Annotated in this window: 17 protein-coding genes; 11 read left to right on the top strand and 6 right to left on the bottom strand. The window is 64.7% G+C overall.

Features of this window, described 5'->3' with window-relative positions; translation table 11 throughout:
- Positions 1-249: 249 nt before the first annotated feature.
- The 7 genes from miaA to Q0602_RS19375 all read left to right on the top strand — a co-directional run bounded on the left by miaA (position 250) and on the right by Q0602_RS19375 (position 8,106).
- Positions 250-1,158: a tRNA (adenosine(37)-N6)-dimethylallyltransferase MiaA gene (miaA, locus tag Q0602_RS19405; RefSeq protein ID WP_298846959.1), complete on the top strand. Its 909-nt coding sequence runs from the start codon at positions 250-252 to the stop codon at positions 1,156-1,158.
- Positions 1,159-1,285: 127 nt separating this feature from the next.
- Positions 1,286-1,537 (top strand): RNA chaperone Hfq, encoded by a 252-nt coding sequence (gene hfq, locus Q0602_RS19400; protein ID WP_110600638.1) that lies wholly within the window; start codon positions 1,286-1,288, stop codon positions 1,535-1,537.
- A gap of 14 nt (positions 1,538-1,551) precedes the next feature.
- Entirely contained in the window at positions 1,552-2,874 is a 1,323-nt protein-coding gene (gene hflX / locus Q0602_RS19395; protein WP_295035722.1) for a ribosome rescue GTPase HflX, read from the top strand.
- Positions 2,875-3,068: 194 nt separating this feature from the next.
- Entirely contained in the window at positions 3,069-4,298 is a 1,230-nt protein-coding gene (gene hflK, locus Q0602_RS19390; RefSeq protein WP_295035728.1) for an FtsH protease activity modulator HflK, read from the top strand.
- Positions 4,298-5,263, top strand: a complete 966-nt coding sequence (hflC, locus tag Q0602_RS19385; RefSeq protein WP_298846948.1) for a protease modulator HflC — start codon at positions 4,298-4,300, stop codon at positions 5,261-5,263. The genes hflK and hflC overlap by 1 nt, the downstream gene beginning before the upstream one ends.
- Before the next feature lie 280 nt (positions 5,264-5,543).
- Positions 5,544-6,725 carry an ATP phosphoribosyltransferase regulatory subunit gene (locus Q0602_RS19380; RefSeq protein WP_298846945.1) on the top strand — a complete coding sequence of 394 codons (1,182 nt, stop codon included), beginning with the start codon at positions 5,544-5,546 and terminating at the stop codon, positions 6,723-6,725.
- Between the two features lie 88 nt (positions 6,726-6,813).
- Positions 6,814-8,106, top strand: a complete 1,293-nt coding sequence (locus Q0602_RS19375) for an adenylosuccinate synthase (RefSeq protein WP_295038819.1) — start codon at positions 6,814-6,816, stop codon at positions 8,104-8,106.
- A gap of 114 nt (positions 8,107-8,220) precedes the next feature.
- On the opposite strand, the gene Q0602_RS19370 is transcribed toward Q0602_RS19375, so the two are convergent.
- From Q0602_RS19370 to Q0602_RS19345, 6 genes are all read right to left on the bottom strand, one after another.
- A complete protein-coding gene (locus Q0602_RS19370) occupies positions 8,221-10,974 on the bottom strand; it encodes an SEL1-like repeat protein (RefSeq protein ID WP_298846941.1) in 2,754 nt (917 codons plus the stop codon).
- A 104-nt stretch (positions 10,975-11,078) separates the two neighbouring features.
- Positions 11,079-12,380 (bottom strand): alginate lyase family protein, encoded by a 1,302-nt coding sequence (locus Q0602_RS19365; protein ID WP_298846938.1) that lies wholly within the window; start codon positions 12,378-12,380, stop codon positions 11,079-11,081.
- Positions 12,381-12,408: 28 nt separating this feature from the next.
- On the bottom strand, positions 12,409-13,311 hold the full coding sequence (locus Q0602_RS19360) for a polysaccharide lyase (RefSeq protein ID WP_298846935.1): 903 nt from the start codon (positions 13,309-13,311) through the stop codon (positions 12,409-12,411).
- 82 nt (positions 13,312-13,393) lie between these two features.
- Positions 13,394-14,845, bottom strand: coding sequence for an HlyD family efflux transporter periplasmic adaptor subunit (locus tag Q0602_RS19355; RefSeq protein ID WP_298846932.1), 1,452 nt, complete (start codon positions 14,843-14,845; stop codon positions 13,394-13,396).
- Positions 14,846-14,872: 27 nt separating this feature from the next.
- Positions 14,873-16,825 (bottom strand): glycosyltransferase, encoded by a 1,953-nt coding sequence (locus tag Q0602_RS19350; protein ID WP_298846929.1) that lies wholly within the window; start codon positions 16,823-16,825, stop codon positions 14,873-14,875.
- Between the two features lie 158 nt (positions 16,826-16,983).
- Positions 16,984-18,396, bottom strand: coding sequence for a UDP-glucose/GDP-mannose dehydrogenase family protein (locus Q0602_RS19345; RefSeq protein WP_298846926.1), 1,413 nt, complete (start codon positions 18,394-18,396; stop codon positions 16,984-16,986).
- A 643-nt stretch (positions 18,397-19,039) separates the two neighbouring features.
- Here Q0602_RS19345 and Q0602_RS19340 point away from each other — a divergent pair.
- The 4 genes from Q0602_RS19340 to sufD all read left to right on the top strand — a co-directional run bounded on the left by Q0602_RS19340 (position 19,040) and on the right by sufD (position 23,231).
- On the top strand, positions 19,040-19,519 hold the full coding sequence (locus Q0602_RS19340; RefSeq protein ID WP_298846923.1) for an SUF system Fe-S cluster assembly regulator: 480 nt from the start codon (positions 19,040-19,042) through the stop codon (positions 19,517-19,519).
- Positions 19,520-19,627: 108 nt separating this feature from the next.
- Positions 19,628-21,070, top strand: a complete 1,443-nt coding sequence (sufB, locus tag Q0602_RS19335; RefSeq protein ID WP_298846920.1) for a Fe-S cluster assembly protein SufB — start codon at positions 19,628-19,630, stop codon at positions 21,068-21,070.
- Positions 21,071-21,144: 74 nt separating this feature from the next.
- Positions 21,145-21,897 (top strand): Fe-S cluster assembly ATPase SufC, encoded by a 753-nt coding sequence (gene sufC, locus Q0602_RS19330; protein WP_149437619.1) that lies wholly within the window; start codon positions 21,145-21,147, stop codon positions 21,895-21,897.
- Positions 21,894-23,231, top strand: a complete 1,338-nt coding sequence (gene sufD / locus Q0602_RS19325; protein ID WP_298846914.1) for a Fe-S cluster assembly protein SufD — start codon at positions 21,894-21,896, stop codon at positions 23,229-23,231. Before sufC ends, sufD begins: the two co-directional genes overlap by 4 nt.
- Position 23,232 lies beyond the last annotated feature (1 nt).

Genomic DNA, 23,232 nt, shown 5'->3' with positions numbered 1-23,232 from the left:
TGGCCTGCCACGGCAGCGTGCGCGCCAACCGGCTGCTGACGCTGCCGGAGATGAACGCGCTGCTGCGGGACATGGAGCGAACCGAGCGCAGCGGGCAGTGCAATCACGGCCGTCCCACCTGGACCGAGATGTCGATGGCACAGCTCGACAAGCTGTTTCTCCGGGGGCAGTGACCGCGTGGACGCCGCCAGTTCCGATTTTTCTGTGCCAGCGGGTTCGCGCCGAGACGACCGACCGCTGGCGATTCTGTTGCTCGGTCCCACCGCCGCGGGCAAGACGGACAGCGCCATCGCACTGCACGAACGGCTGGGGGCCGAACTGATCAGCGTCGATTCCGCCATGGTCTACCGGGGCATGGACATCGGCACGGCCAAGCCGTCGTCGGCCGAGCTGGCCCGGGCGCCGCATCGTCTGATCGACATTCGCGCCCCGTCAGAGATCTATACCGCAGCCGATTTCCGCCGCGACGCGCTGGCCGAGATGGAGAAAATCAGCGCCTGCGGCAAAATGCCGCTGCTGGTGGGTGGGACGATGATGTACGCCAAGCGTCTCATCGACGGGGTCGCGACCATGCCGGAAGCCGATCCGACACTGCGCGAGCAGCTGCGCCAGCGCGGCGAGCGCGAAGGGTACGAGGCCCTGCACGCGGAGCTCGCCCAGGTGGACCCGCAGGCCGCCGAGGCGATTCACCCGCGCAACCGGCAACGCCTGATCCGGGCGCTGGAAGTGTTCCGGCTGAGTGGGGTGACGCTCTCCGAGCACTGGCGGCGCCAGCAGCGTGAAAACTTTCCCTGGCGGCTGTTGTCCATAGCTCTCGCGCCTGCCGAGCGCAGCGTGCTGCACGAACGCATCGCTGGGCGTTTCGATGCCATGCTGGCTGGTGGATTTGTCTCGGAAGTGGCTACATTGAAACAGCGAGGCGATCTTCACGCGGATCTGCCATCGATGCGCAGCGTCGGCTACAGGCAGGCTTGGGAGCATCTCGAAGGTGCCTACGGTCTCGACACGCTGCGTGAGCGTGGCGTCGCCGCCACGCGTCAACTGGCCAAGCGTCAGCTGACCTGGTTGCGGCGCTGGCCCGATCTGCACTGGGTCGACAGCTGCGGATCGAACGTGGACGAGCGGATTGCGAAAATCGTGCGTGAGCACGGCAGTTAGCGTAAAATGGCGGGCTTCGTCGAGACCTATACTCGCGGCAAGCGATGCCGCCGGTGTGATGCCGAGTCAGAACGAATCGCCGCCCAACTAAAACAGCACTACTCATAACAGTATTAGGGAGAGCAACATGTCCAAAGGACAGTCCCTTCAGGATCCGTACCTGAACATTCTGCGCAAGGAGCGCATCCCGGTTTCCATTTTTCTGGTGAACGGCATCAAGCTGCAGGGACAGATCGAGTCGTTCGATCAGTTCGTCATCCTGCTGCGCAACACCGTCAGTCAGATGGTCTACAAGCATGCCATTTCGACGGTCGTGCCGTCCCGTAACGTCCGGTTGCCGCCGCAGGATCCCAACGCAGCGCCCGGACTCGATAGCTAATCGAGAGGTTGTGATTGTTTTTCGAACGTCCCGACGCCGGCGAAACGGCGATTCTGGTCCATGTGGACTTTCAGGACGAGCAGGAGCGCGAAGATCCGGGTGAACTCCTGGAACTGGTGCGCTCCGCCGGGGCGGAGTCGGCTACCCTGATTCAGGGCAGTCGACGCCGTCCCGATCCTCGTTCCTTCATCGGCAGTGGCAAACTCGACGAGGTCAAGGCCGCGCTCGAGGCCCATCATGCCGAACTGGTCATTTTCAATCATGCCCTGTCTCCCTCCCAGGAGCGTAACCTCGAGCGTGCGCTCAAGTGTCGCGTGCTCGACAGAACGGGCCTGATCCTCGATATCTTCGCGCAACGCGCGCGAACCCATGAAGGCAAGCTCCAGGTCGAACTGGCCCAGCTCGAATACATGTCCACGCGACTGGTGAGAGGCTGGACGCACCTCGAGCGCCAGAAAGGCGGTATCGGTCTGCGTGGCCCGGGTGAAACCCAGCTGGAGACCGACCGCCGCCTGCTGCGTGGACGGATCAAGTCGATCCACCGGCGGCTGGAGAAGGTGCGCAAGCAGCGCGACCAGAACCGTCGGGCCAGGGCGCGGGCAGAGGTCCCCAGCGTATCGCTGGTGGGTTACACCAACGCTGGCAAATCGACCCTGTTCAATGCGATCACGGCGTCCGAGGTGTATGCCGCCGATCAGCTGTTCGCGACTCTCGACCCGACCCTGCGGCGGCTCGACGTGCCGGACGTCGGCGATGTGGTGCTGGCGGATACGGTGGGGTTCATTCGACACCTGCCCCACAAGCTGGTCGAGGCGTTCCAGGCCACGCTGCAGGAGGCCACCGAGGCTAGCCTGATCGTGCATGTGATCGATGCCGCCGACCCCGACCGCGAACTCAATGTCGCCCAGGTCGACAGCGTGCTGGCGGAGATCGACGCCGACGAAGTGCCCCGACTGCTGGTGATGAACAAGATCGACCTGTTGGGGACATCGCCGCGCATCGAGCGCGACGAGCATGGATTCCCTCAAGTCGTCTGGCTCTCCGCGCGCGATGGCGAGGGGCTCGAGCTGCTGCGCGAGGCACTCGGCGAGTGGCTGGCCGAGGATATCCTGGATATCCGCTTGACGCTGACACCCGAGCAGGGTCGACTACGGGCGGCGCTGCACGAATTGCAGGCGGTGCAAGACGAAGCGTTCGACGAACAAGGGCGTTCGAATCTGGAGATTCGCTTGCCCCGGCGGGAGTTTATGCAGATGATGGCTCGCTTGGGCGAACGCGCCGACGATTATCTACCCACCTCGGAAAAGACACCGGTTGCCGATTGGGAACGGGTTTGAGGTGAGAAAAACGACGCAGGGGAGCTTCGTGGTCCGAGAGTCGGGCCCGAACGATGCAGGGTAACGAGGGTTCGATGTCAGTTCGAACAAGCCCTTTGCACGCGAGTGCAACGCCACGGCGGCTCACGCTCCCGATGCCATGCGTAATGCTTTGGCCTGACGCAACGCTTTGACTGCATCATTGGAGACTAGGTATGGCTTGGAATGAGCCTGGTGGTGGCAATAACCAGCAGGACCCCTGGGGCGGCGGAGGGGGCCGGCGCCCGAGTGGTAATGGTGGCAACAACGGTGGTGGCAATCAGGGGCCGCCGGACCTCGATGAGGCGCTGAAGAAATTTCAGGACAAGATCAATCGGCTGCTGGGCGGGCGCGGCAAGCGCTCCGGTTCCGGCGGTGGCGAGGGTTCCGGCGGTGGCGGCAAGCGCAACCCGTTCGTGCTGCCGATCCTGGTGCTGATCGTCGCGGTCGTGATCTGGGCCGGTTCGGGTTTCCACCTGATCGACCAGTCCGAGCGCGGCGTGGTGTTCCGCCTCGGCAAGTACACCGACACCTTGAATCCCGGCCTGCACTGGAATCCGCCGATCATCGATCGGGTGGACAACGTCAACGTGACCAGCATCCGTTCCGCCACCCAGACGGACTCGATGCTGACCAGCGATGAAAATATCGTTCGCGTCAGCGTGTCGACCCAGTACGTGGTGAGCGATGCGCATGCCTTCCTGGTCAACGTCAACGAACCGGAAATGACGCTGCAGAACGCAATGGACTCGGCCCTGCGCCAGGAAGTGGGCAACATGCATCTGCAGGAGATCCTGACCACCGGCCGTGATCGGCTGGGGCAGCGTATCTTCGACCGTCTGACCGCCTACATGGACGCCTACGGAACTGGCCTGCGCCTGCAGACGGTCAACGTCGAGTCGACGGCGCCGCCGGATCAGGTCCAGAACGCCTTCGACGACGTCATCCGTGCCCGCGAGGAGCGCCAGCGCTCCATCAACCAGGCCAACGCATACAGCCAGGCCGTGGTGCTCGAGGCCAAGGGGCAGAGGCAGCGTCTGGTCGAGGAGGCCAACGGCTACAAGGCGGCCATCGTGTCGGATGCCACGGGCCAGACCAATCGCTTCAACTCGCTGCTGGGCGAATATCGCCAGGCACCGGACGTGACCCGGCAACGCCTCTATCTGGAAACCATCAGCAAGGTGCTGAGCAATACGCCGAAGGCGCTCGTCGACCTGGGCGACAGCAATGCCGTGACGGTACTGCCGCTCAACCAGATGCAGGCGGGCGGCAATGCCGGTGGCAAGAGCGATTCCTCGTCGATGAGCATGCAACAGCTCGAACAGATATCACGTCAGGTAGTCGATCACATGAACAGTGGCTCGCAGCAGCCGACGCGTAGTTCCAGCCTGCGGGAGGGTCGCTAATGTTTAATAACCGCGCCCTGATTGGCGTCATCGTCCTGGCGTTGCTGGCATGGTTCGCCAGCGCCAGCTTCTACGTCGTCAACGAGACCGAACGCGCCATCAAGCTGCGTTTCGGCGAAGTGATCGAAAACGAAATTGGCCCCGGTCTGCATTTCAAGCTGCCGGTCTTCAACACGGTTCGCATCTTCGATGTGCGAGTGCAGACGGTGGACTCCAGCGCGACCCGCTATCTGACCGCGGACTCCAAGGCGGTCATCGTCGACTCCTTCGTGAAGTGGAAGATCGCCGATCCGCAGCAGTTCTACGAAGCGACGCGGGGCAACATCCAGGTCGCCGAGAACCTGATCGCGCCGCGAACCGACGAGGCGCTGCGTAACAAGTTCGGTCAGACCGAAATGTCCTCCATCATTCAGGAGCGGATCGCTGCCGAAAGTAAGGACAAGGGGCTGCCGGGCAAGAACAAGGGACCCGATACCGTCGAGGGCGCCCGGGAAGAGCTGATGGTGGAGCCGGTACAACAGCTCGATCAGGCCATGCGCGACGAACTTGGTGTCCATATTCTCGACATTCGCGTCAAGCGCATCGAGCTGCCTCCCGAGGTGACCCAGGCCGTCTACGAGCGGATGAACTCGGAGCGCGAGCAGGCAGCACGAACCTATCGTGCGGAGGGCTCCCAGCAGGCGGAGGCGATTCGTGCCGATGCCGACCGTCAGCGTCAGGAAATTCTGGCCAACGGGCGCCAGGAAGCGGAGACCACCCGGGGTGAAGGCGATGCCCAGGCGGCCAAGATCTACGCCAGCGCCTACCAGCAGGCACCGGATTTCTTCTCCTTCTACCGCTCGATGCAGGCCTATCGCGACAGCTTCAGTGGCGAAGGGAAGGACCTGCTGGTGTTGAGTCCCGACAACAGCGACTTCTTCCGTTACCTGAAAAATCCGACCCCTGACGGGACCTCGGCGCCGTGAGCCGCGACAGCCGCGAATAGTGCGGGAAAACGGACGCCCGCGGGATTTTTCCGCGGGCGTTTCGTGGTAATATCGCCTAGCCGGGTATCGCCCGGCTTTTTTGTGCGGGCTGTATCCGTGTCATCACGCTCGGCCACGACGAGTCAGGCGAGTCTGGGATGCGCCGCGTGGCCACGCCTCATGGCGCTTCGGCCGCGACTATCACGGGGTGGGCAAGGGAGCGCGCAAGCTCGCCTTGGCACCCGATCACCACCGAACCACCGCTTGGCAGGACAAGCTCATGACGATCGCTGACCGCTGGTTGCTTCCCGACGGCATGGATGAAATATTGCCGCCGCAGGCAACCCGGATGGAGGAGTTGCGTCGGACGCTGCTCGACCTGTACGACCGCTGGGGCTACGACCTCGTCATGCCACCGCCGGTCGAGTTTCTCGACTCGCTGTTGACGGGCACCGGCACCGACCTGGATCTGCAGACGTTCAAGCTGACCGATCAGTTGACCGGCAGGATGATGGGGGCCAGCGCCGATGTCACGCCGCAGGTGGCGCGCATGGATGCCCATTCGCTGAAGCGCCAGGGGCCGGTCCGGCTCTGTTACTGCACGACCGTGTTGCGCGCTCAGGCGGACAAGCACCAGGGTGGCCGGAGTCCGATGCAGGTCGGCGTCGAGCTGTTCGGGCACGCCGGCCTGGACGCCGATGTGGAAGTGCTGAGGCTGGCGCTCTCCAGCCTCGCGGCGGCGGGCGCGCGGGAGACGCACCTGGCGCTGAGCCACATCGCGATCTATCGCGAGCTGGTGCGCGGCATCGGCTGGAGCGAAGACGTCGAGCGGGCGCTCTTCGATGCCATCGAGCGCAAGGCGTACGTCGTCATCGACGAACTGGTGGCCGCGAACGTCGCCGATCCCAAGCTGGCGCGCATGCTCAGCGAACTGCCGAGACTGCATGGCGGCGCGGAGATTCTCGAGCACGCCAGGTTGGCCCTGGCCGATGCGCCGGAAGCCGTGCGTGAAGCGCTCGACCAGTTGGTGCGGTTGCATCGCGGTGTGGTGGCCGAGCACCCTGAGGTATCTTTCTACTTCGATCTGGCCGAGCTTCGTGGCTATCAGTATCACACCGGGATGGTGTTTGCCGCCTACGTGCCGGGATACGGTCAGGCGCTGAGCAAGGGTGGGCGCTACGACGATACCGGGAAGGCGTTCGGTCGAGCCCGTCCCGCTACCGGTTTTTCCATGGATCTCAAACAGTTGGCGACCCTGGCCGAGCGCGAGCCGCCAACCAATGGCATCTGGGCGCCGAACCGCGAGGATGCGGCGCTGAATGACGCCATCAATCGCCTGAGGGCACAGGGAGAGCGCGTGATCCAGGCACTGCCCGACCAGCGGACCGGTCCGGGTGCACACCGATGCAATCGCCATTTGGTGCTCCAGGAGGGAGAGTGGCGTACCGAGCCGCTGGCTTGACCGATGACGGCGAGACGCCGACCGGGTGACAGCGAATGGATCGCGACGAACGACGGGATCGCGACGGGTTGATCAAGAGACGAGAGCAATGGGCAAGAACGTAGTCGTATTGGGTACTCAGTGGGGCGATGAGGGCAAGGGCAAGGTCGTCGACCTGCTGACCGAGTCTGCCAGTGCCGTGGTGCGGTTCCAGGGCGGACACAACGCCGGCCACACGCTGGTGATCGATGGTGAGAAAACGGTACTGCACCTGATCCCCTCCGGCGTGTTGCGCGACGACAAGATCTGCGTGATCGGCAACGGTGTGGTGCTGTCGCCGGAAGCGCTGATCGAGGAGATCAAGGAGCTGGAGGCCAAGGACGTGCCGGTGCGCGAGCGCCTGCGGCTCTCGCCTGCCTGCCCGTTGATCCTGCCGTACCACGTCCGCCTCGACCAGGCGCGCGAAAAGGCCCGCGGGATCGCCAAGATCGGCACCACCGGTCGCGGCATCGGCCCGGCGTACGAGGACAAGGTCGCGCGACGTGGCCTTCGTCTCGGCGACATGCTGCACCGTGAGCGCTTTGCCTCCAAGCTGGGCGAGGTGCTCGACTACCATAACTTCGTGCTCACCCGGTATCACGGTGAGCCGGCGGTCGACTTCCAGGAAGTGCTGGATCAGGCAATGGCCTTTGCCGAAGAGCTGCGGCCGATGGTCTGCGATACGGTTTCGTTGGTGCATGACATCCGCAAGTCCGGCGAGAACATTCTGTTCGAGGGCGCCCAGGGCTCGCTGCTGGACATCGATCACGGTACCTACCCGTACGTCACCAGCTCCAACACGACCGCCGGCGGTACCGCGACCGGCTCTGGCGTGGGGCCGCTCTATCTCGACTACGTGCTGGGCATCACCAAGGCCTATACGACCCGGGTGGGGTCCGGTCCGTTTCCCACCGAGCTGTTCGACGAGTTCGGCCGGCATCTGGCGGAGAAGGGCCACGAGTTCGGCGCCACCACCGGGCGGGCGCGCCGCTGCGGCTGGTTCGACGCCGTGGCGCTGCGCCATGCGGTGCAGATCAACTCGGTATCGGGTATCTGCCTGACCAAGCTCGACGTCCTCGACGGTCTCGAGAACATTCGGGTCTGTGTCGGCTATCGCAGCAAGGATGGCGAGACCATCGACAATCCCGTCGACTCCGAGGGGTACGAGGTGATCGAGCCGCTCTATCACGATCTGCCGGGCTGGAACGAGTCGACCATCGGCGCGCGCAGCGTCGATGACCTGCCGGCGAATGCGCGGGCGTATATCGCTTTTCTCGAGAAGGAGGTGGGGACCCCGATCGATATCATCTCCACCGGCCCCGACCGCAACGAGACGATCGTGCTGCGCAATCCATTCGACTGATTGCCCGCGCTGCGTGCTGCACCCAACGACGAGACCCGCTGCCTGGCAGCGGGTCTCGTCGTTGGGTGGGGTGGGTCGGGGTGGCGTCGATGCCGGACCGGCACATTGCGCGCCCTAGGAGGGCTTGCCTGCAGCGTCGGCGATAGCCGGATCCTCGAGCAGATCCTGCAGCGTCCTGATGGCGGTTTCGCTGTCGCTCTCCATCACCCCGTCGAGCCAGATCATCGCCTGTTGCTGGTTGACGAACTCCACGCCTCGCGCCTGGAGGTAGGCCTGAGCCAGCGACACGCGGGCGGACCGATGCCCCTGCCGTGCGGCCTCGACCAGCAGTTTGGCGCCCTTGTGTGGATCGCGCGGCAGCACGTCGCCACTGAGATAGGCTCGGCCAAGGGCCGCTTCGGCGCCGGCATGGCCGCTTTCGGCGGCGGCGGTCAGCAGGCGTTCGCCGCGATTCACGTCCTGGGCGATGCCACCTTGCCCCTCCAGATAGGCCGTACCGAGTGAAGCCTGGGCGGAGGCGTTGCCGTTGTCGACCGCGCGAGACAGCCACTCGACGGCCCGCGTCGGGTCCTGATCGACGCCTTTGCCCTCGAGATAGGCCTGTCCCAGCAGACGCTGGGCATTGTCGTCGCCGCGCTGTGCCGCTCGCTCCAGGTAGCCCACGCCTCTGGCGGGGTCGGCGGCGACACCGGTGCCGTTGAGGTAGGCTTCGCCCAGCGTCACGCCGGCGGAGCCGTGGCCGGCATTGGCGGCCCGAGCCAACAGCCTGACGCCGCGCTGCGGATCGGCCGCTACGCCGTCGCCGCGCAGCAGCAGCTCGCCGAGATCCGCCTCGGCCCCCACGTGGCCGGCGGCGACCGCGCGTTCGAAGTAGCCGGCGGCGCGCGCCTTGTCGACGCCGACGCCCAGTCCGTCGGCATACAGGCGACCGAGGGAGGCGGTGGCACCGGGATGGCCCTCTTCGGCAGCGCGTGACAGCCATTTCCTGGCGCTGGCGTAATCGACTCGCACGCCCCGTCCACCGAGATAGGCCCGGCCCAGGTCCGCCATGGCCGGCACTTGCCCCATCCGCGCCGCACGGATCAGGTCGTCGATATTGCCCTGCTCACCGCTGGCACGATAGGTACGCGCCAGTGCCTGCTGGGCGGAAGGGTGGCCGGCGCGGGCGGCGCGCTGAAGCCAGCGTTCCGCGTGACCGAGGTCGGGCGGAACGCCGACCCCGTCGCGATAGGCCCTGCCGAGTACGACCATCGCGTAGGCATCGCCCTGGTTGGCGGCCTGCTCGAGCAGCTTGACACCTTGCCGGGCGTTGCCGGACAGCTTGCCCTCGAGCATGCCCTGGCCGAGCCGGGTCTTGGCGGTGGTGTCGTCGGGGTCCTGCTCGATGGCCCGGCCCAGCCACTGCCGGGCCTTGGCCGGATTGTGCTGGAGTCCTTTCCCGTCCAGATAGGCGATCCCCAGGGTGCGTGCGGCACCGCTCTGGTTCTGGTCGGCTGCCTCGGTCAGTAGCGAGACGCCGCGCACCGGATCGGCCGGTATGCCCTCTCCTTGGAGATAGGCTTGGCCGAGGCGCGCCGTGGCGTAGGGGTGGCCCAGTTCGTGGGCGCGTTCGAGATAGTCGACGCCCTGTGCCGGTTGGACCTGGACCTTGTCGCCGTCGAGGTAGGCGCTGCCAAGCAGCGCCAGCGCATAGGCGTCGTCCTGCTGCGCCGCCCGTGTCAGCAAGCGAATGCCGTGTTGGGGATCCGTCGCCAGCACATCGCCCGTCAGGTAGGCCTGGCCCAGGGTGCGGGCGGCATCGCGCTGGCCGCGGCCGACGGCCTCCGAAAGCCACTTTTCGGCCAGCTCCGGGTCGGGCTCGACCCGACCCTCGCCGAGGTAGGCTTGCCCCAGCCAGTAGGCGGCATCCCCATTGCCGGACTCCGCGGCACGTCGGAGCATCTCCATCCCGCTGGCGGGATCCCGCTGCGTCACCAGCAGGTGGCCGGCGGCCGCCAGCGCCTGGGGATCGCCGCTGTCGGCGGCCCGGCGCAGCCACTGCCGCTGGCGTGTCGGTTGGGGGAGCAGGCCGTCCTCGGCGTAGAGACGCGACAGCGCCAGCATCGCGCCGACATCGCCGCTCTCGGCACGGGGCGTCATCGCCTGGGCGTAGCGTTCGGCGTAGGCGCGGGCCTGGCCCGGATCGTTGCCGAAAGCGCCGCCGGGGGCGTAGTTCTCGGCCAGCGTCTGGAGGGCGCGGGGCTCGTTCTGCGCCGCGGCCTTCTCCAACTGCCCGCGGGCCCCGTCGATGTCCTTCGGCACCCCCTCGCCGGAGAGCTGCATCTCGGCGAGTTCGATGCGCGCGCCGGGGTTGCCGTCGTGATCCACGGCCTGCTGAAACAGGTTCCACGCCAGCGCCGGGTCGCGCTTGACGCCGTCGCCGGTGCGGTAGAGTCGACCCAGCTTCAACGAGGCATTGTCGAGGCCGCTGAACGCATAGGGAACCGCCCGGCGATAGTATTGGGCGGCGAGGGCGGGATCGCGAGGAACGCCCTCGCCGTCGTCATAGATTCTGGCCAGTTCGTAGCTGGCCTCGGGATGCGTCCGCGCCATTGGCTCGAGCAGTTCGATGGCCTCGAGGCTCTGCCCCCTGGTTTCGAGGCTGCGGATGTACTCCACCCGATTCCAGTCGGTGGAGGGCATCGACTCGATGTAGTGGTGCGCGAACAGCTCACGGTCCTGGGCTGCGATCGGTTGGGTCTGGGCGGGTTGCTGGCTCGCGCAGGCGGTCAGCAGCACCACCGATGCCAGGCCCAGCATGAAGCGGCTGCCGGAGCGGCGCCGCGTCTTGGAAAGGAAAGGCGTGGCGTCGGGCGTCGGTATCGTCATCTGCTTGTCTCCTTCTGGTCCGGCCTTCGTCCCTGAAGCGGGCCAGGAATGGTCATGGGTCGAGTCCGCAGCTCGAATGTGGATGTCGGGGAGCGACGGCGGCGTCAGGTGTCGGGCTCGAAGGCGGCGAGTTCCGTTCTCTCGGGTTCCGGCAGTGCGCGGGGCTGTGCCTGCGGGTCCATGAAATAGAAGGTGACGTAGCCGCCGGCGCTGCGGTTGTCGACGGGCCGCTTCTGGCTGACGTAGTGGGCGACTCGGTCGTCATCGCGATGACTGAGATAGATCTCCATCCAGGCAAGATACTGCTCGTCGTCGAGGAAGTCGTAGTACTGGGCGTGGGTCGCCAGATTCCCCAGCGCCGCCGGATCGTCGAACGTGTCCAGGGCAAACTGGACCGCGTCGTCGAGGGTGTGGCCGCGGTACTCGAAGTCGAACAGGTCGTAGCCCTGGCGATAGGCCACCTGCATGATGTTGACCAGATAGAGCAGGGCGTAATTCTGGTAGTGGCTGGCGCGGCGGCCGCGAGCCATCTCGTGGGGCAGGGCGCCACGGGGCGTCAGGTCGTGGAGCGCCGAGTAGATCGCGCTGATGCCGAACTGGAACAGCTCATCGTCGTTTGTCAGCACGCCGATCATGCTGGCGTAGAGCGCCCGGCGGTAGAAGTGGTTGTTGCAGCAGCTCGGCTCCCCGCCTTGAATGGCGGAGTGCTTGTGGGCCAGCGCGTTGAGCCAGTGATTGATGCGCTCGATCGCCTCCGGGTGCTTGTCCGCGACGACCGGACGCACGATCGAATAGGCCATCGCCGCGGCGAACATCATCGACTCCGTCGAGTACCAGCCCTGGGGCTCGAGACGGTCATAGTAGAAACGGCTCAAGGCGTCGTGAGTCGCCCACTTGTCCAGAAACCGGACCAGGCAGTCGGCGTAGTAGTCGTCGCTGGAGGCCACGTAGGCCCCGGCCAGATTGGAGACGGTGTCCTCGAAGTCGAACAGCGGCTCGGAGGCCAGCTCCCAGGCCTTGGGCTGGGGGTAATAGCCGGGAATCCGGATCACGCTGTCCAGCGTCGGTTTGGAGAGCTCCTGACGACAGCTGGGACCGTGCATCAATTGATCCCGGTTGTACTGCAGCAGGTCGTTATCGGTGCGCTTCAGCAGCGCCATTCGTGCCTGAACGTCGAAATAGGAGGCCTCCGGATCGGTGACCGTGTATTCCGACAGATCCAGCTTCTGACGCTCGGCGTAACTCATCGTCCGACTCGCCTGGCTGGTCTGGCTCGGCTGGGCGGGTTTGTCGTGGGTCGCCTCGGCCGCCTGCGTCGACGGCGGCGGACCGATCGCCGCCAGACCCAGTAGCAGGACGAAGCCGTGGCGCAGACCGAAGCGGCCCGCGGTTGAGATCCGGTTCATGGAAGTCGACTCCCTGTCGAAGGATCGATCACGCCTTGGGGGTCATCAGCGTGAAGTCGGCGAAATCGACGGTCTGGTTCCTTGGCGTGCGCCAATCGCTGCCATGGCCGCCGAAGAAGGTCGAGAACATCAGCCCGTCGATGTGCACGTCATCCGTCGTGCGATAGACGATGCCTTGCTGCTCGAGTGTCGGTTGGCCATCGATCCAGACACGTGCAACACCGTTCCGGCGATCGGGGTCGTTCAGCACGATCTCCTGCTCCACGGTGACCCACTGGCCCGGTGTGAAGTGCCACAGGCCGCGGCCCACCGATTCGCCGTAGTCGGCGTCCTTGTTGACGATGTATTCGTAGAGCTCGCCCTGGCCCTGCTTGCGCCACATGAAGCGCATCGAGAAGCCGTTCTTGCCGGTGACCTCGTCGCCGCCGGTGGGGCCGTCGCCCCCGTAGAGTCCCGGCAGCTTGCCGCCCTTGACGAAAGCGAAGCCGGATGGGAAGCGAACCCGATAGCGCAGACAGGCCCGATCGGCCTGGCGCAGCGCGGGGACAGGCATCACGAAACCGGCCCCGCCCTCTTCGGCATCGCTGGGCGAGGAGGTACCGGCGGGGTAGTGGACCCGCAGGGCGGGTGAATCCAGCCCGCTGTCGGCGCGATCCAGGACCTGCAGGTTCTGCTCGCCCCAGCGACGCTGGCCGCCCAGGCCATCTGCGACCCACGTTTTCGGGTCGGCCTTGGCCCCTGCATCCAGGGTCAGGGTCTGCACCGGTGCGTAACGCGACGAACAGGCACCGACCCGCGGTTTGGCGAGCGCATCGTCGCTGGCCGCCAGGGCGGGCAGCGAGGTCAGCGCCAGCGCGCCGGCGGTCACAATGGCCGCGCTCAACGGGCTCGTCAGGCGGCGTTGGAGGTCTTCGAGTCGGGACAGGATCATGTTCGTCTCCTTGGGCGATGGGTGCCTTGCGATGGGTATCGCGTCGGATCGGTGGCGGTGGCATGACCGATGTGCCATGCGATCAGTTCATCGCGCTCTTCAGGCCCTGGGTCATGCCGTCGGCGGCGCGTCCCCAGAGCGACTGCACGCCCTGGAACATTGCCCGGCCGGCCTGATAGCTCCACTCGGCGGCGGTATCGAGCATCGGTGCCTCGGTGAAGCGCACGTCGACCGGCGTGCCGACCGCACTGGCCGGTAGCGGCGCCTCCGGCACCAGCAGCACGCTGGCCACGTTCTGCTGCTGCCGGACCCAGTCCGGAAAACCGGCGCGAGGTTGGCGCTCGACGTCCAGCGCCACGCTACGCACGCGAGCGGGAATGGGCTCCGACGCGTTGGGCAGGGCGATGTAAGCCTGCTGGTGATTCTCGATATCGCCGATGTCGTCCATGTGCACCAGCGCCTCGACCATGACGTCGTTGTCGTGGGTGCTGACCAGGGTCATGACCCGGTCGCCCTCGTTGACGTAGGTGCCACCGGCGGCGCTCAGCGCCCAGGCGACCTCACAGTCACACGGGCTGTAGATGGTGTTGGCCGAGACCCGCGCCTTGTAGGCGTCGATGCGCGAGCTTTCGTAGTCGCGTGCGGTCTCGAACTGTTCGACACGGGTTCTGGCGATTGCCGGTGACAGGGTTTCGTAGCCCAGCTCGCCGCCCGACGGATTGGACGAGGTGGCGACGCTGACCTTGCTGTTGCCGGCGTTGTCGAGACTCTGCTGCAGGTTTTCGATCAGTCGCTCGTTGTAGTCGAACGAGGCCTGGGAGAGCAGCAGGTCGTTCTGCAGCTCCGCGTTGTTGACGTCGATCAGCGGCTGGTCGCGTTCGACCTTGTCACCGGCCTTGAGATCGAGATCCTTCAACTGGCCCGCGCCGGGGGCGAGGATGTCGGTGCGCGGCGCAGTCACTGCAGCGAAACTGGGCTCGATCAGGAAGACGTTGCGATAGACGGTCGCGGCGACGGCAGCCGTCAGCACGCCGGCGGCGACCAGCAGTGCCAGATAGCGGAACATGGGGACGCGGCGCTTCGGCTTGGTGGCCGGCGTCGCCACGTTGCCCTGTCGTTTGCGGGGCGTCTGGGAATCCTGCGGGTCGACCAGGCCGTCGAGGCTGACGTGGCGTCCGCTCATCTGGGCGCGAATCACCCGACGCAGGATGTCGCGCTGGCGGGGCTCCATCCGCGTGAACTCGAAAGCGATGCACTGTCGGCGACCCTCGCCCATCTCGCGCCGCGGACGCGCCATGGCGGGAAGCGCGAATTCGATGCCGCTGGCGGCCAGCATCAGCGCGACGGGAATCTCGCGGTCGCGCTCGAAATGCATCGAGGTCTCGGCGGAAAAGCCTCCCAGCGAGAGGTCATGACCCTTGACCACATGACCATCGCCCAGACGTACGTGAAAGGGCATGGCGACCCGCACATGGCGGCGTTCGTCGCGGCGCTCGTGGCGCAACTGCTCCGGATCCTGATGGTGATCTGTCATGCATGAGTCTCCTTGTAAATCCCTGGTTTACTGGCGGTTCTGGGCCAGTGCCTTGTTTTCTCCGCGGCGTTCGCCCAGCGACAACGACAGCTCCGTCAAACGGATGTCGTGTCCGCCGATCCGGAGCCGGCAGGGGCGCCGTTCGTTGCACTGCAGCCGGCCGGCGCTGGCGAGCGTGGTATCGCCTGAAGTGATCTGATCGGACAGACCTGGGTCGATCTGCAGGATGCTCGGGTGGTCGGGATCGCCATGACCGTGGATGCCGGTGCCTCGGACCCTGTCCAGTGAAGCGACGGCGGCGTTGAAGCCACTATCGATGCGAAAGTGCCCCGACGGCAGCTGCACGCTGCCATCCTGCGGCACATCGGCGAGCGCCAGTGCCAGCCAGCGGTTGTCGTCGGCGTCGGTCGACGCCGGCCTGGCGCCAACCAGCGCCGCGACCGAGAGACGATCTGCCGGTGCCATGACACCGCCGAAGACGGCCAGTGCGAACACCAGCGCACCGGAGTAGAGGGTGTGGATGAGATGGCCGCCCAGGCGCTGACGGCGCGCGGCGCGTGGATCGTCGGGCTCGCCCGCCGAAATGCCCTGGCGCGACCACCGCTGTCGATTGAAGCGGAAGCTGACGTAGGTCTTGAGAACCGCCCCGCTGAGCTGGTTGTAGTAGAGCATCGGCACCCATAGCGCGCTCCAGCGGCCCCGCTGCCAAGCCAGCACCAGGCTGGTCAGACCACGTGTCATCACGATCCACAGCAGATAGGCGAAGATGAATGAGGGGCGCACGAACAGCGTCAGCAGGATGGCGATGGTCGGGCCGATCAGCGTGGTCCACATCGATAGCCGCTGATCGACCAGGCTCCACCAGGTGAACCACCCCATCCGACTCGGCCCCAGGGCGATGGCCCGGCCGTTGGTGCGCAGCATGTTGCCGAACCAGCGACGCATCAGGTCCTGCGTCGATTTGAAGAACCGCCGGCGATCCGGCAGCTCTTCGAAACCGGTGACATGGACGTCGGGCAGGTAGAGCATCTTCCAGCGATGCTTGAGCAGCCAGAACCAGGTCGACTTGTCGTCGCCGGAGAGAAACTTGAAGTTGCCGAAGCGCCAGTGCTCGACGTGATCGTTCTCGACCAGTTCGATGAACTCCGGCTCGGTGGCGAGGTCGGCACGAAACGCGCTGTAGCGGCCGGTCAGCACCAGCAGTCGTTCGGAGACCGCGGTCGAGCTCATCACCAGATGACGCTGGGCGTAGCGCAGGTCGTACCACTCCTTGGTCATGTCGTTGCCGATGACGACGGCGCTGTTGTTGGTGGTGATCGCCCCCAGGTCTTCCCGGGCCAGGAAGAACGACAGCGAGCGTTCCAGCGTCCCCGGTTCGATGCGGATGTCGCCGTCCATGCTGACCAGCAACGAGCGGGGCGTCGGCATGCAGCGCGAGATGGCTCGCAAGACTTCGGCCATGGCCGAGCGCTTGCCGTCGCCTTTCTGGAACATGTAGCGAACGCTGACATTGGCGGGCCAGCCATGCTCGTCCATGACCTGGTCGATGATGTCGACGTCGCTGCGGTCGGCGATGGCGGCGAACAGCGTGGTCGGCACACCGTAGTCGGCCGCATCCCGGATCAGCGCGTCATAGACGGCGAAAGTCACTTCGGTATCGATCCGAAACGATGTGCACAGGATATAGAGGGCGTCCGGGGTTTCGTTGGCACCGACGGCATCGGCCTCCGCCCGTAGCCGTGGAAACATGCGGCGGTTGTACCAGACCGACCGGATCGCCTGGACGAACCACCACGAGTAGCGCCAGGCGCCGATCAAGCCCACGGCGAAGAGGAAGCTCTTCGACCCGGGATGGAAGACCTCGTCCGGCAGATGCGTTACCAGCAGCAGGACCAGCGTGGCGAGCAGCAGCATGACCGTGGCTTCGGTCGCCACCGATGCCTTGCTGGGTCTGGCTCGGGTGTAGTGGATGTGGCTCATCGGGTTGTCCCTGGAGTCGTTCCTGGGTTGCGTTCCTCGACCCGAGTCCTTGCGTCAGGCGCGCAGACACGAAGTCCCCCTGATCAATGCAGTGGCACCGATCGGGAACGTCATGAGGGTCGAGGGGTCGGCGACGTCAGTCGCCGACGGGGCGGTTATCAGAGTGTGTAGGCGACGCTCGGGCTCGTTCGCTCGGCCGGTGATGCCGCTGCGGTAGCGACGGCGACAGGCTGGGCGATGCGCAGCGAGTCGGCACGACCCACCGCGAAATAGAGCAGGCCGGCGGCGCGCACGCTCTCGGGATCAAACAGGTTGCGTCCGTCGATGATCACCGGGGTGGTGAGCCGCTCCCGCAGGCGGCGGAAGTCGACCGTGCGGAAGGCCTTCCATTCGGTGCAGATCACCAGGGCGTCGGCGCCCTCCAGGGTATCGTCCCGGCGCTTGGTCAGTTCCAGGTCGTCGCGTTGGCCGTAGATACGTCGGCACTCATCCATGGCCTCGGGATCGTGGGCGCGAACCTTGCCGCCGGCGGCCCAGACCGCCTCCATCAGTGTGCGACTCGGGGCTTCGCGCATGTCGTCGGTGTTGGGCTTGAAGGCCAGCCCCCATATGGCGATGGTCTTGCCCCGCAGTTCCCCATCGAGCGCCTGGGAAAGCTTGGCGAACAGGTGGGTCTTCTGGCGGTTGTTCACCGACTCGACCGCGTCGAGCAGTTCGGCCTCGTAGCCGACATCGCTGGCGGTGCGCGCCAATGCCTGCACGTCCTTCGGGAAACACGAGCCGCCATAGCCACAGCCTGGATAAATGAAGCTGTAGCCGATGCGCGGATCGCTGCCGATGCCCCGGCGCACGTTCTCGATGTCCGCACCGAGCCGTTCCGCCAGATTCGAGATCTCGTTCATGAAGCTGATCTTTGTCGCCAGCATGGCGTTGGCAGCGTACTTGGTCAGCTCGGCGCTGCGGATGTCCATGAACATCAGCTTTTCCTGACGCCGGTTGTAGGGCGCGTAGCACTCGCGCATCAGCGGCTCCACGCGGGGTGAGTCGCAGCCGACCACGATGCGTGCACCCTGGGAGAAATCCTCCACGGCCGAGCCCTCCTTGAGAAACTCCGGGTTCGAGCAGACGTCGAAGGGAATATCCACGTCGCGCTGCCGCAGTCGCTGGGCAATGGTCCCCGACACGTGGTCCGCCGTACCGACCGGTACCGTGGACTTGTCGATCACCAGCTTGTACGCCTGCATGTGGGTGGCAATGGTGTCGGCCACGTTGAGTACGTATCTGAGATCGGCGCTACCGTCCTCGTCCGGCGGCGTGCCGACGGCGATGAACTGCAGCGTCCCGAAATTGACCGCCTCGACCGGGTCGGTGGTGAACAGCAGCCGTTGGTCCGCCACGTTCTGCTTGATCAACGCCTCCAGGCCCGGTTCGTAGATCGGTACGACGCCGCTCTTCAGGCCGTTGATCTTGTCCTGATCCACGTCCATGCACATGACTTCATGCCCGGCATCGGCGAGGCAAGTGCCTGTGACCAGGCCGACATAGCCCGTTCCAAAGATGGTGATCCGCATGATCGCTCTCCTTGCTGATATTCGTATCGTGACCAGATTTCGTGATCTGGCCGTCGGCATTCACCGCGCCACCGAGGTGGAGTTGCCGATTCTTGATATCGCTCCGTGGCCCCCGCGCTCCCTTGCCAGGTGTCCGGAAGATGAGGGGGACCGTTTGGCCTTGTGTTCCGTGACATCCGTACTGTCCCATCGGCGATGGGTGTTACAGCCGATGACAAACAGCGTTTCCGAAAGGGTGGGACAACGGTAGGTTCGAAGTGGCGAGGAGGCAATTCAGGAAAATCTCATGTAAAAGGACGTGCGATTTTCGTGTCGCTCCATTGCACAGGGCGTGTCTTTACGCAGACACCACTTGTTGCCGAATGCCAACGGCGGACGCTCGCCGAAAAACGCCCTGAGTATCGAAAAGCTTCTTAGCGTGTATTTCTGAAAACGAAGTTTCTTGGCGTTTCGTTTTGTATTTTTATGTCATTGCGAGATTCGGCGACGTCCTCGAGCGGATTTGAATGACGGTTGTTCGGAAAGAAGAGAGCGAACCGCTCGGAGAATGGCGAGCCATGCGTCGGTAAGGGTTCACAGCGTATATAAAGAGGACTAAAATGGTCCTATATGGAGACTGTCAGGGTCGAGAGGGCATCGAGGCGTGCTGAAGCTATCGAAATTGACGGACTATGCGGCAGTGATCATGGCGCAGATCGCGCGTGACCCCGATCATGCGCATACCGCGTCGGAACTGGCGGCGCGTGTGAAACTGCCCCATCCCACGGTGGGGAAGACCCTCAAGATGCTGTCCAAGGGCGGATTGCTCGAGTCCCGCCGAGGTTCCCACGGCGGCTACGTGTTGTCCCGCTCACCGTCTGACATCACGGCCAGCGACATCATCGCCGCGATCGAGGGGCCGATCGGCATGACCGAATGCAGCCATGCCGACGGCGACTGCGAGTTGCTCGACACCTGTGGCGTCGCCGGCAACTGGCAGCGGGTGTCGCAGGCCATACGCACCCTGCTCGACGGTGTCACCTTGGCGCACCTCGCGCAGTCCAGTCCGCTCAAGCTGCCAGTGCAGCTACCCATTCAAAGCGTGACGCTTCCCTCGGCAGGCGAGGCGTTGCGCGAACATTAAGAAGGCGCGGCAATGGCAGGACCAGCGGTGGTGACGGTTCGTTGCTTCCTGGTCCCGCCCGGGATCGTGCCTTCGTCATAAGGCTCTCGGTGGAGAGGAGAGAAGACCATGGCTAGCGAAGAGATGGAGCAGTTGGTCCGTCGCGAATACAAGCAGGGATTCGTGACCGACATCGAAAGCGATACCGTGCCGCCCGGCCTGGATGAAAGCACGATCGCCTTCATATCCCAGAAAAAGGGCGAGCCGCAGTGGATGCTGGAGTGGCGCCTCGAGGCTTACCATCAGTGGCTCAAGATGACGCCTCCCTCCTGGGCACACCTGGAGTACCCGCCGATCGACTATCAGGCGATCTCCTACTTCAGCGCGCCCAAGAAGCCGGAAGATCGCCCGCAGAGCCTGGACGAGGTGGATCCCAAGCTGCTGGAGACCTACGAAAAGCTGGGGATCCCGCTGCATGAACGGGCGGCGCTGGCGGGGGTCGCGGTCGATGCGGTGTTCGACTCCGTGTCCGTGACCACGACGTTCAAGGAAAAGCTCCACGAAGCGGGCGTGATCTTCTGCTCCATTTCCGAGGCGATTCGCGAGTATCCGGAACTGGTCCGTCAATACCTGGGCACCGTGGTGCCGCAGGCGGACAACTACTTCGCGGCATTGAACTCCGCGGTGTTCACCGACGGCTCCTTCGTCTACGTGCCGGAAGGCGTGAAGTGCCCGATGGAGCTCTCCACCTATTTCCGGATCAATGCCGCCAATACGGGGCAGTTCGAACGGACGTTGATCATCTGCGACAAGCAGGCCCAGGTCTCCTACCTCGAGGGCTGCACCGCGCCGATGCGCGACGAGAACCAGTTGCACGCGGCGGTGGTCGAGCTGGTGGCGCTGGAAGACGCCTACATCAAGTACTCCACCGTTCAGAACTGGTATCCGGGGGACGAGGACGGCAAGGGCGGCATCTACAACTTCGTCACCAAGCGTGGCGACTGCCGCGGCGATCGCTCCCGGATCAGCTGGACCCAGGTCGAGACCGGCTCCGCGATCACCTGGAAATATCCCTCCTGCATGCTGCGCGGCAAGGAGAGCATCGGCGAGTTCTACTCGGTGGCGGTGACCAACGGCCGCCAGCAGGCGGATACCGGCACCAAGATGATCCACATCGGCGAGAACACCCGCTCGACGATCGTCGCCAAGGGGATCGCCGCCGGCCGCAGCGATCAGGCCTATCGCGGGCTGGTCAAGATCGGGCCGCGGGCCAAGGGCGCGCGCAACTACACCCAGTGTGATTCGCTGCTGATCGGCGACCGGTGCGGTGCGCACACCTTCCCCTACCAGGAGATCGGCAACAGCACCGCGACCGTGGAGCATGAGGCGACCACCTCCAAGATTGCCGACGATCAGCTGTTCTACTGTCGCGCCCGTGGGATCGACGAGGAGGATGCCGTCAGCATGATCGTCAACGGCTTCTGCAAGGACGTCTTCCAGGAGTTGCCGATGGAGTTCGCCGTCGAGGCCGAAGCACTGCTCAATGTCACGCTGGAAGGGTCGGTGGGCTGATTCGCGACCCATCGCCCAAGTCATCCAATTTCGGGAGGCTGCGTCGACGGCCTCTCTCGTATCAAGGGTTTCACATGCTCGAAGTCAAAGATCTTCATGTCACGGTCGAGGACAAAGCGATCCTCAAGGGCCTCAACCTGACCATCAACGCCGGCGAGATTCACGCCATCATGGGGCCCAACGGTGCGGGCAAGTCGACGCTGTCGGCCGTGATCGCCGGCAAGGACGGCTATGAAGTGACCCAGGGCACCATTCTCTTCGAGGGCCAGGACGTCCTCGAGATGGAGATCGAGGAACGTGCTCGTGCCGGGTTGCTGCTGGGCTTTCAGTACCCGATCGAGATTCCCGGGGTCAAGAACATCTATCTGCTCAAGGCCGCGCTCAATGCGCAGCGTGCCGCACGGGGCGAGGGCGAGATTCCGGCGCCGGAGTTCATGAAGCTGGTGCGCGAGAAGAGCGCCGAGATGAAGCTGGACCCGAGCTTCCTGCAGCGTGCGGTCAACGAAGGTTTCTCCGGCGGCGAGAAGAAGCGCAACGAAATCCTTCAGATGCTGGTGCTGCAACCGAAACTGGCGATGCTCGATGAAATCGATTCCGGTCTCGACATCGACGCCATGAAGGTCGTGGCCAGCGGGGTCAATTCGCTGCGTAGCGCCGATCGCGCCATCCTGCTGGTGACCCACTACCAGCGCCTGCTCAATCATATCGAGCCGGATCGCGTCCATGTCCTGGTCGATGGCCGCATCGTCAAGAGCGGCGACAAGGAGCTGGCGCTGGAGCTCGAAGCCCGTGGTTACGATTGGGTGCTGGAGGAGTCTGCTGCATGAGTGCACCGGAACGCTTTCTCGAGCGTCTGACCCAGCGTCGTGCGGACGACCCGAGCTGGGTCGCGGCACGTCGTCAGGCCGGCGCTGCGCGATTCGAGGCGATGGGCTTCCCCACGCGGCGTGATGAAGCGTGGAAGTATACGGACGTGCGCCGTATCGCCGAAGGCGACTTCGCGCTGGCGACCGACGCCACATTCGATGGCGCCCACTTCGAGGCGCAGCGTCTGGATATCGATGCCTACCGGCTGGTGCTGGTCGACGGCCTGTTCAGCGCGGAACTCTCCGAGCTCGAGGGTCTGCCCGATGGCGTCCAGGTGGAAGCGCTATCGCAGGCCGTCTCCGCCAATCATGAAGCGGTGGGGGGCGCTCTCGGGCGTCTGGCCGGCGTCGATTTTTCCCCGTTTACCGCATTGAACACCGCCTTTGCCGACGAAGGTGCCATCGTGCGCCTCGCCCCCGGCGTGGTGGTCGACAAGCCGATCTACGTGCTGCTGCTGTCCCGTGCCGGCGGGCAGGCGGTGATGAGCCACCCCCGGGTGCTGATCGAGGCGGGCGCCCGCAGTGAAGCGACGGTCATCGAGCACTACTCGGGTGAACCCGAAGCCGCCAACTTCACCAACGTGGTGACCGAGGTGCTGCTCGATCGCGGAGCCATCATCAATCACTACAAGCTCCAGGAAGCCGCACTGACGGATCTGCACGTGGCCAGCATTCACGTCGACCAGAGTCGCGACAGCCGCTTCAACTCGTACAACCTCAACCTCGGCGGGGCGCTGGTACGCACCGACCTGGTGACCGATCTCAATGGCGAGGGTGCCGAAGCCGCCTACAATGGGCTGTTCTTCGTCCAGGGACGCCAGCACGTCGACAATCACACCCTGGTCAATCACAACTCGCCGCGGACATTCTCCAACGAGAACTACAAGGGCGTTCTCGATGACCGGGCCCATGGCGTGTTCAACGGCAAGGTTTTCGTCAAGCAGGACGCGCAGCAGATCGAGGCGTACCAGAACAACGCCAACCTGCTGCTGTCCGACCGCGCCGAGATCGACACCAAGCCGGAACTGGTCATCTACGCCGACGACGTCAAGTGTTCCCACGGCGCCACGACCGGTCAGCTCGACGAGGAGGCCGTCTATGCCCTGCGCAGTCGCGGTATCGACGAACCGATGGCGCGGGCGCTGCTGACCCTTGCCTTCGTGGGCGAGGTGATGGACAAGGTGCGGCTCAACGTCATCGCCGAGCGCGTCGAGCGGGCCGTTGCCGGCCGCTTGCCGGAGCGCTTCAATCTGGCGGATCTGGTCGAAACCGCCGAGGCGATTCAGGAGGCGTGAC

Origin of the sequence: uncultured Salinicola sp. (assembly GCF_937921195.1) — a bacterium.
GTDB lineage: Bacteria > Pseudomonadota > Gammaproteobacteria > Pseudomonadales > Halomonadaceae > Salinicola.
The sequence above is the reverse complement of the archived record's forward strand: the minus strand, read 5'-3'. Positions and strand labels throughout refer to the sequence as shown.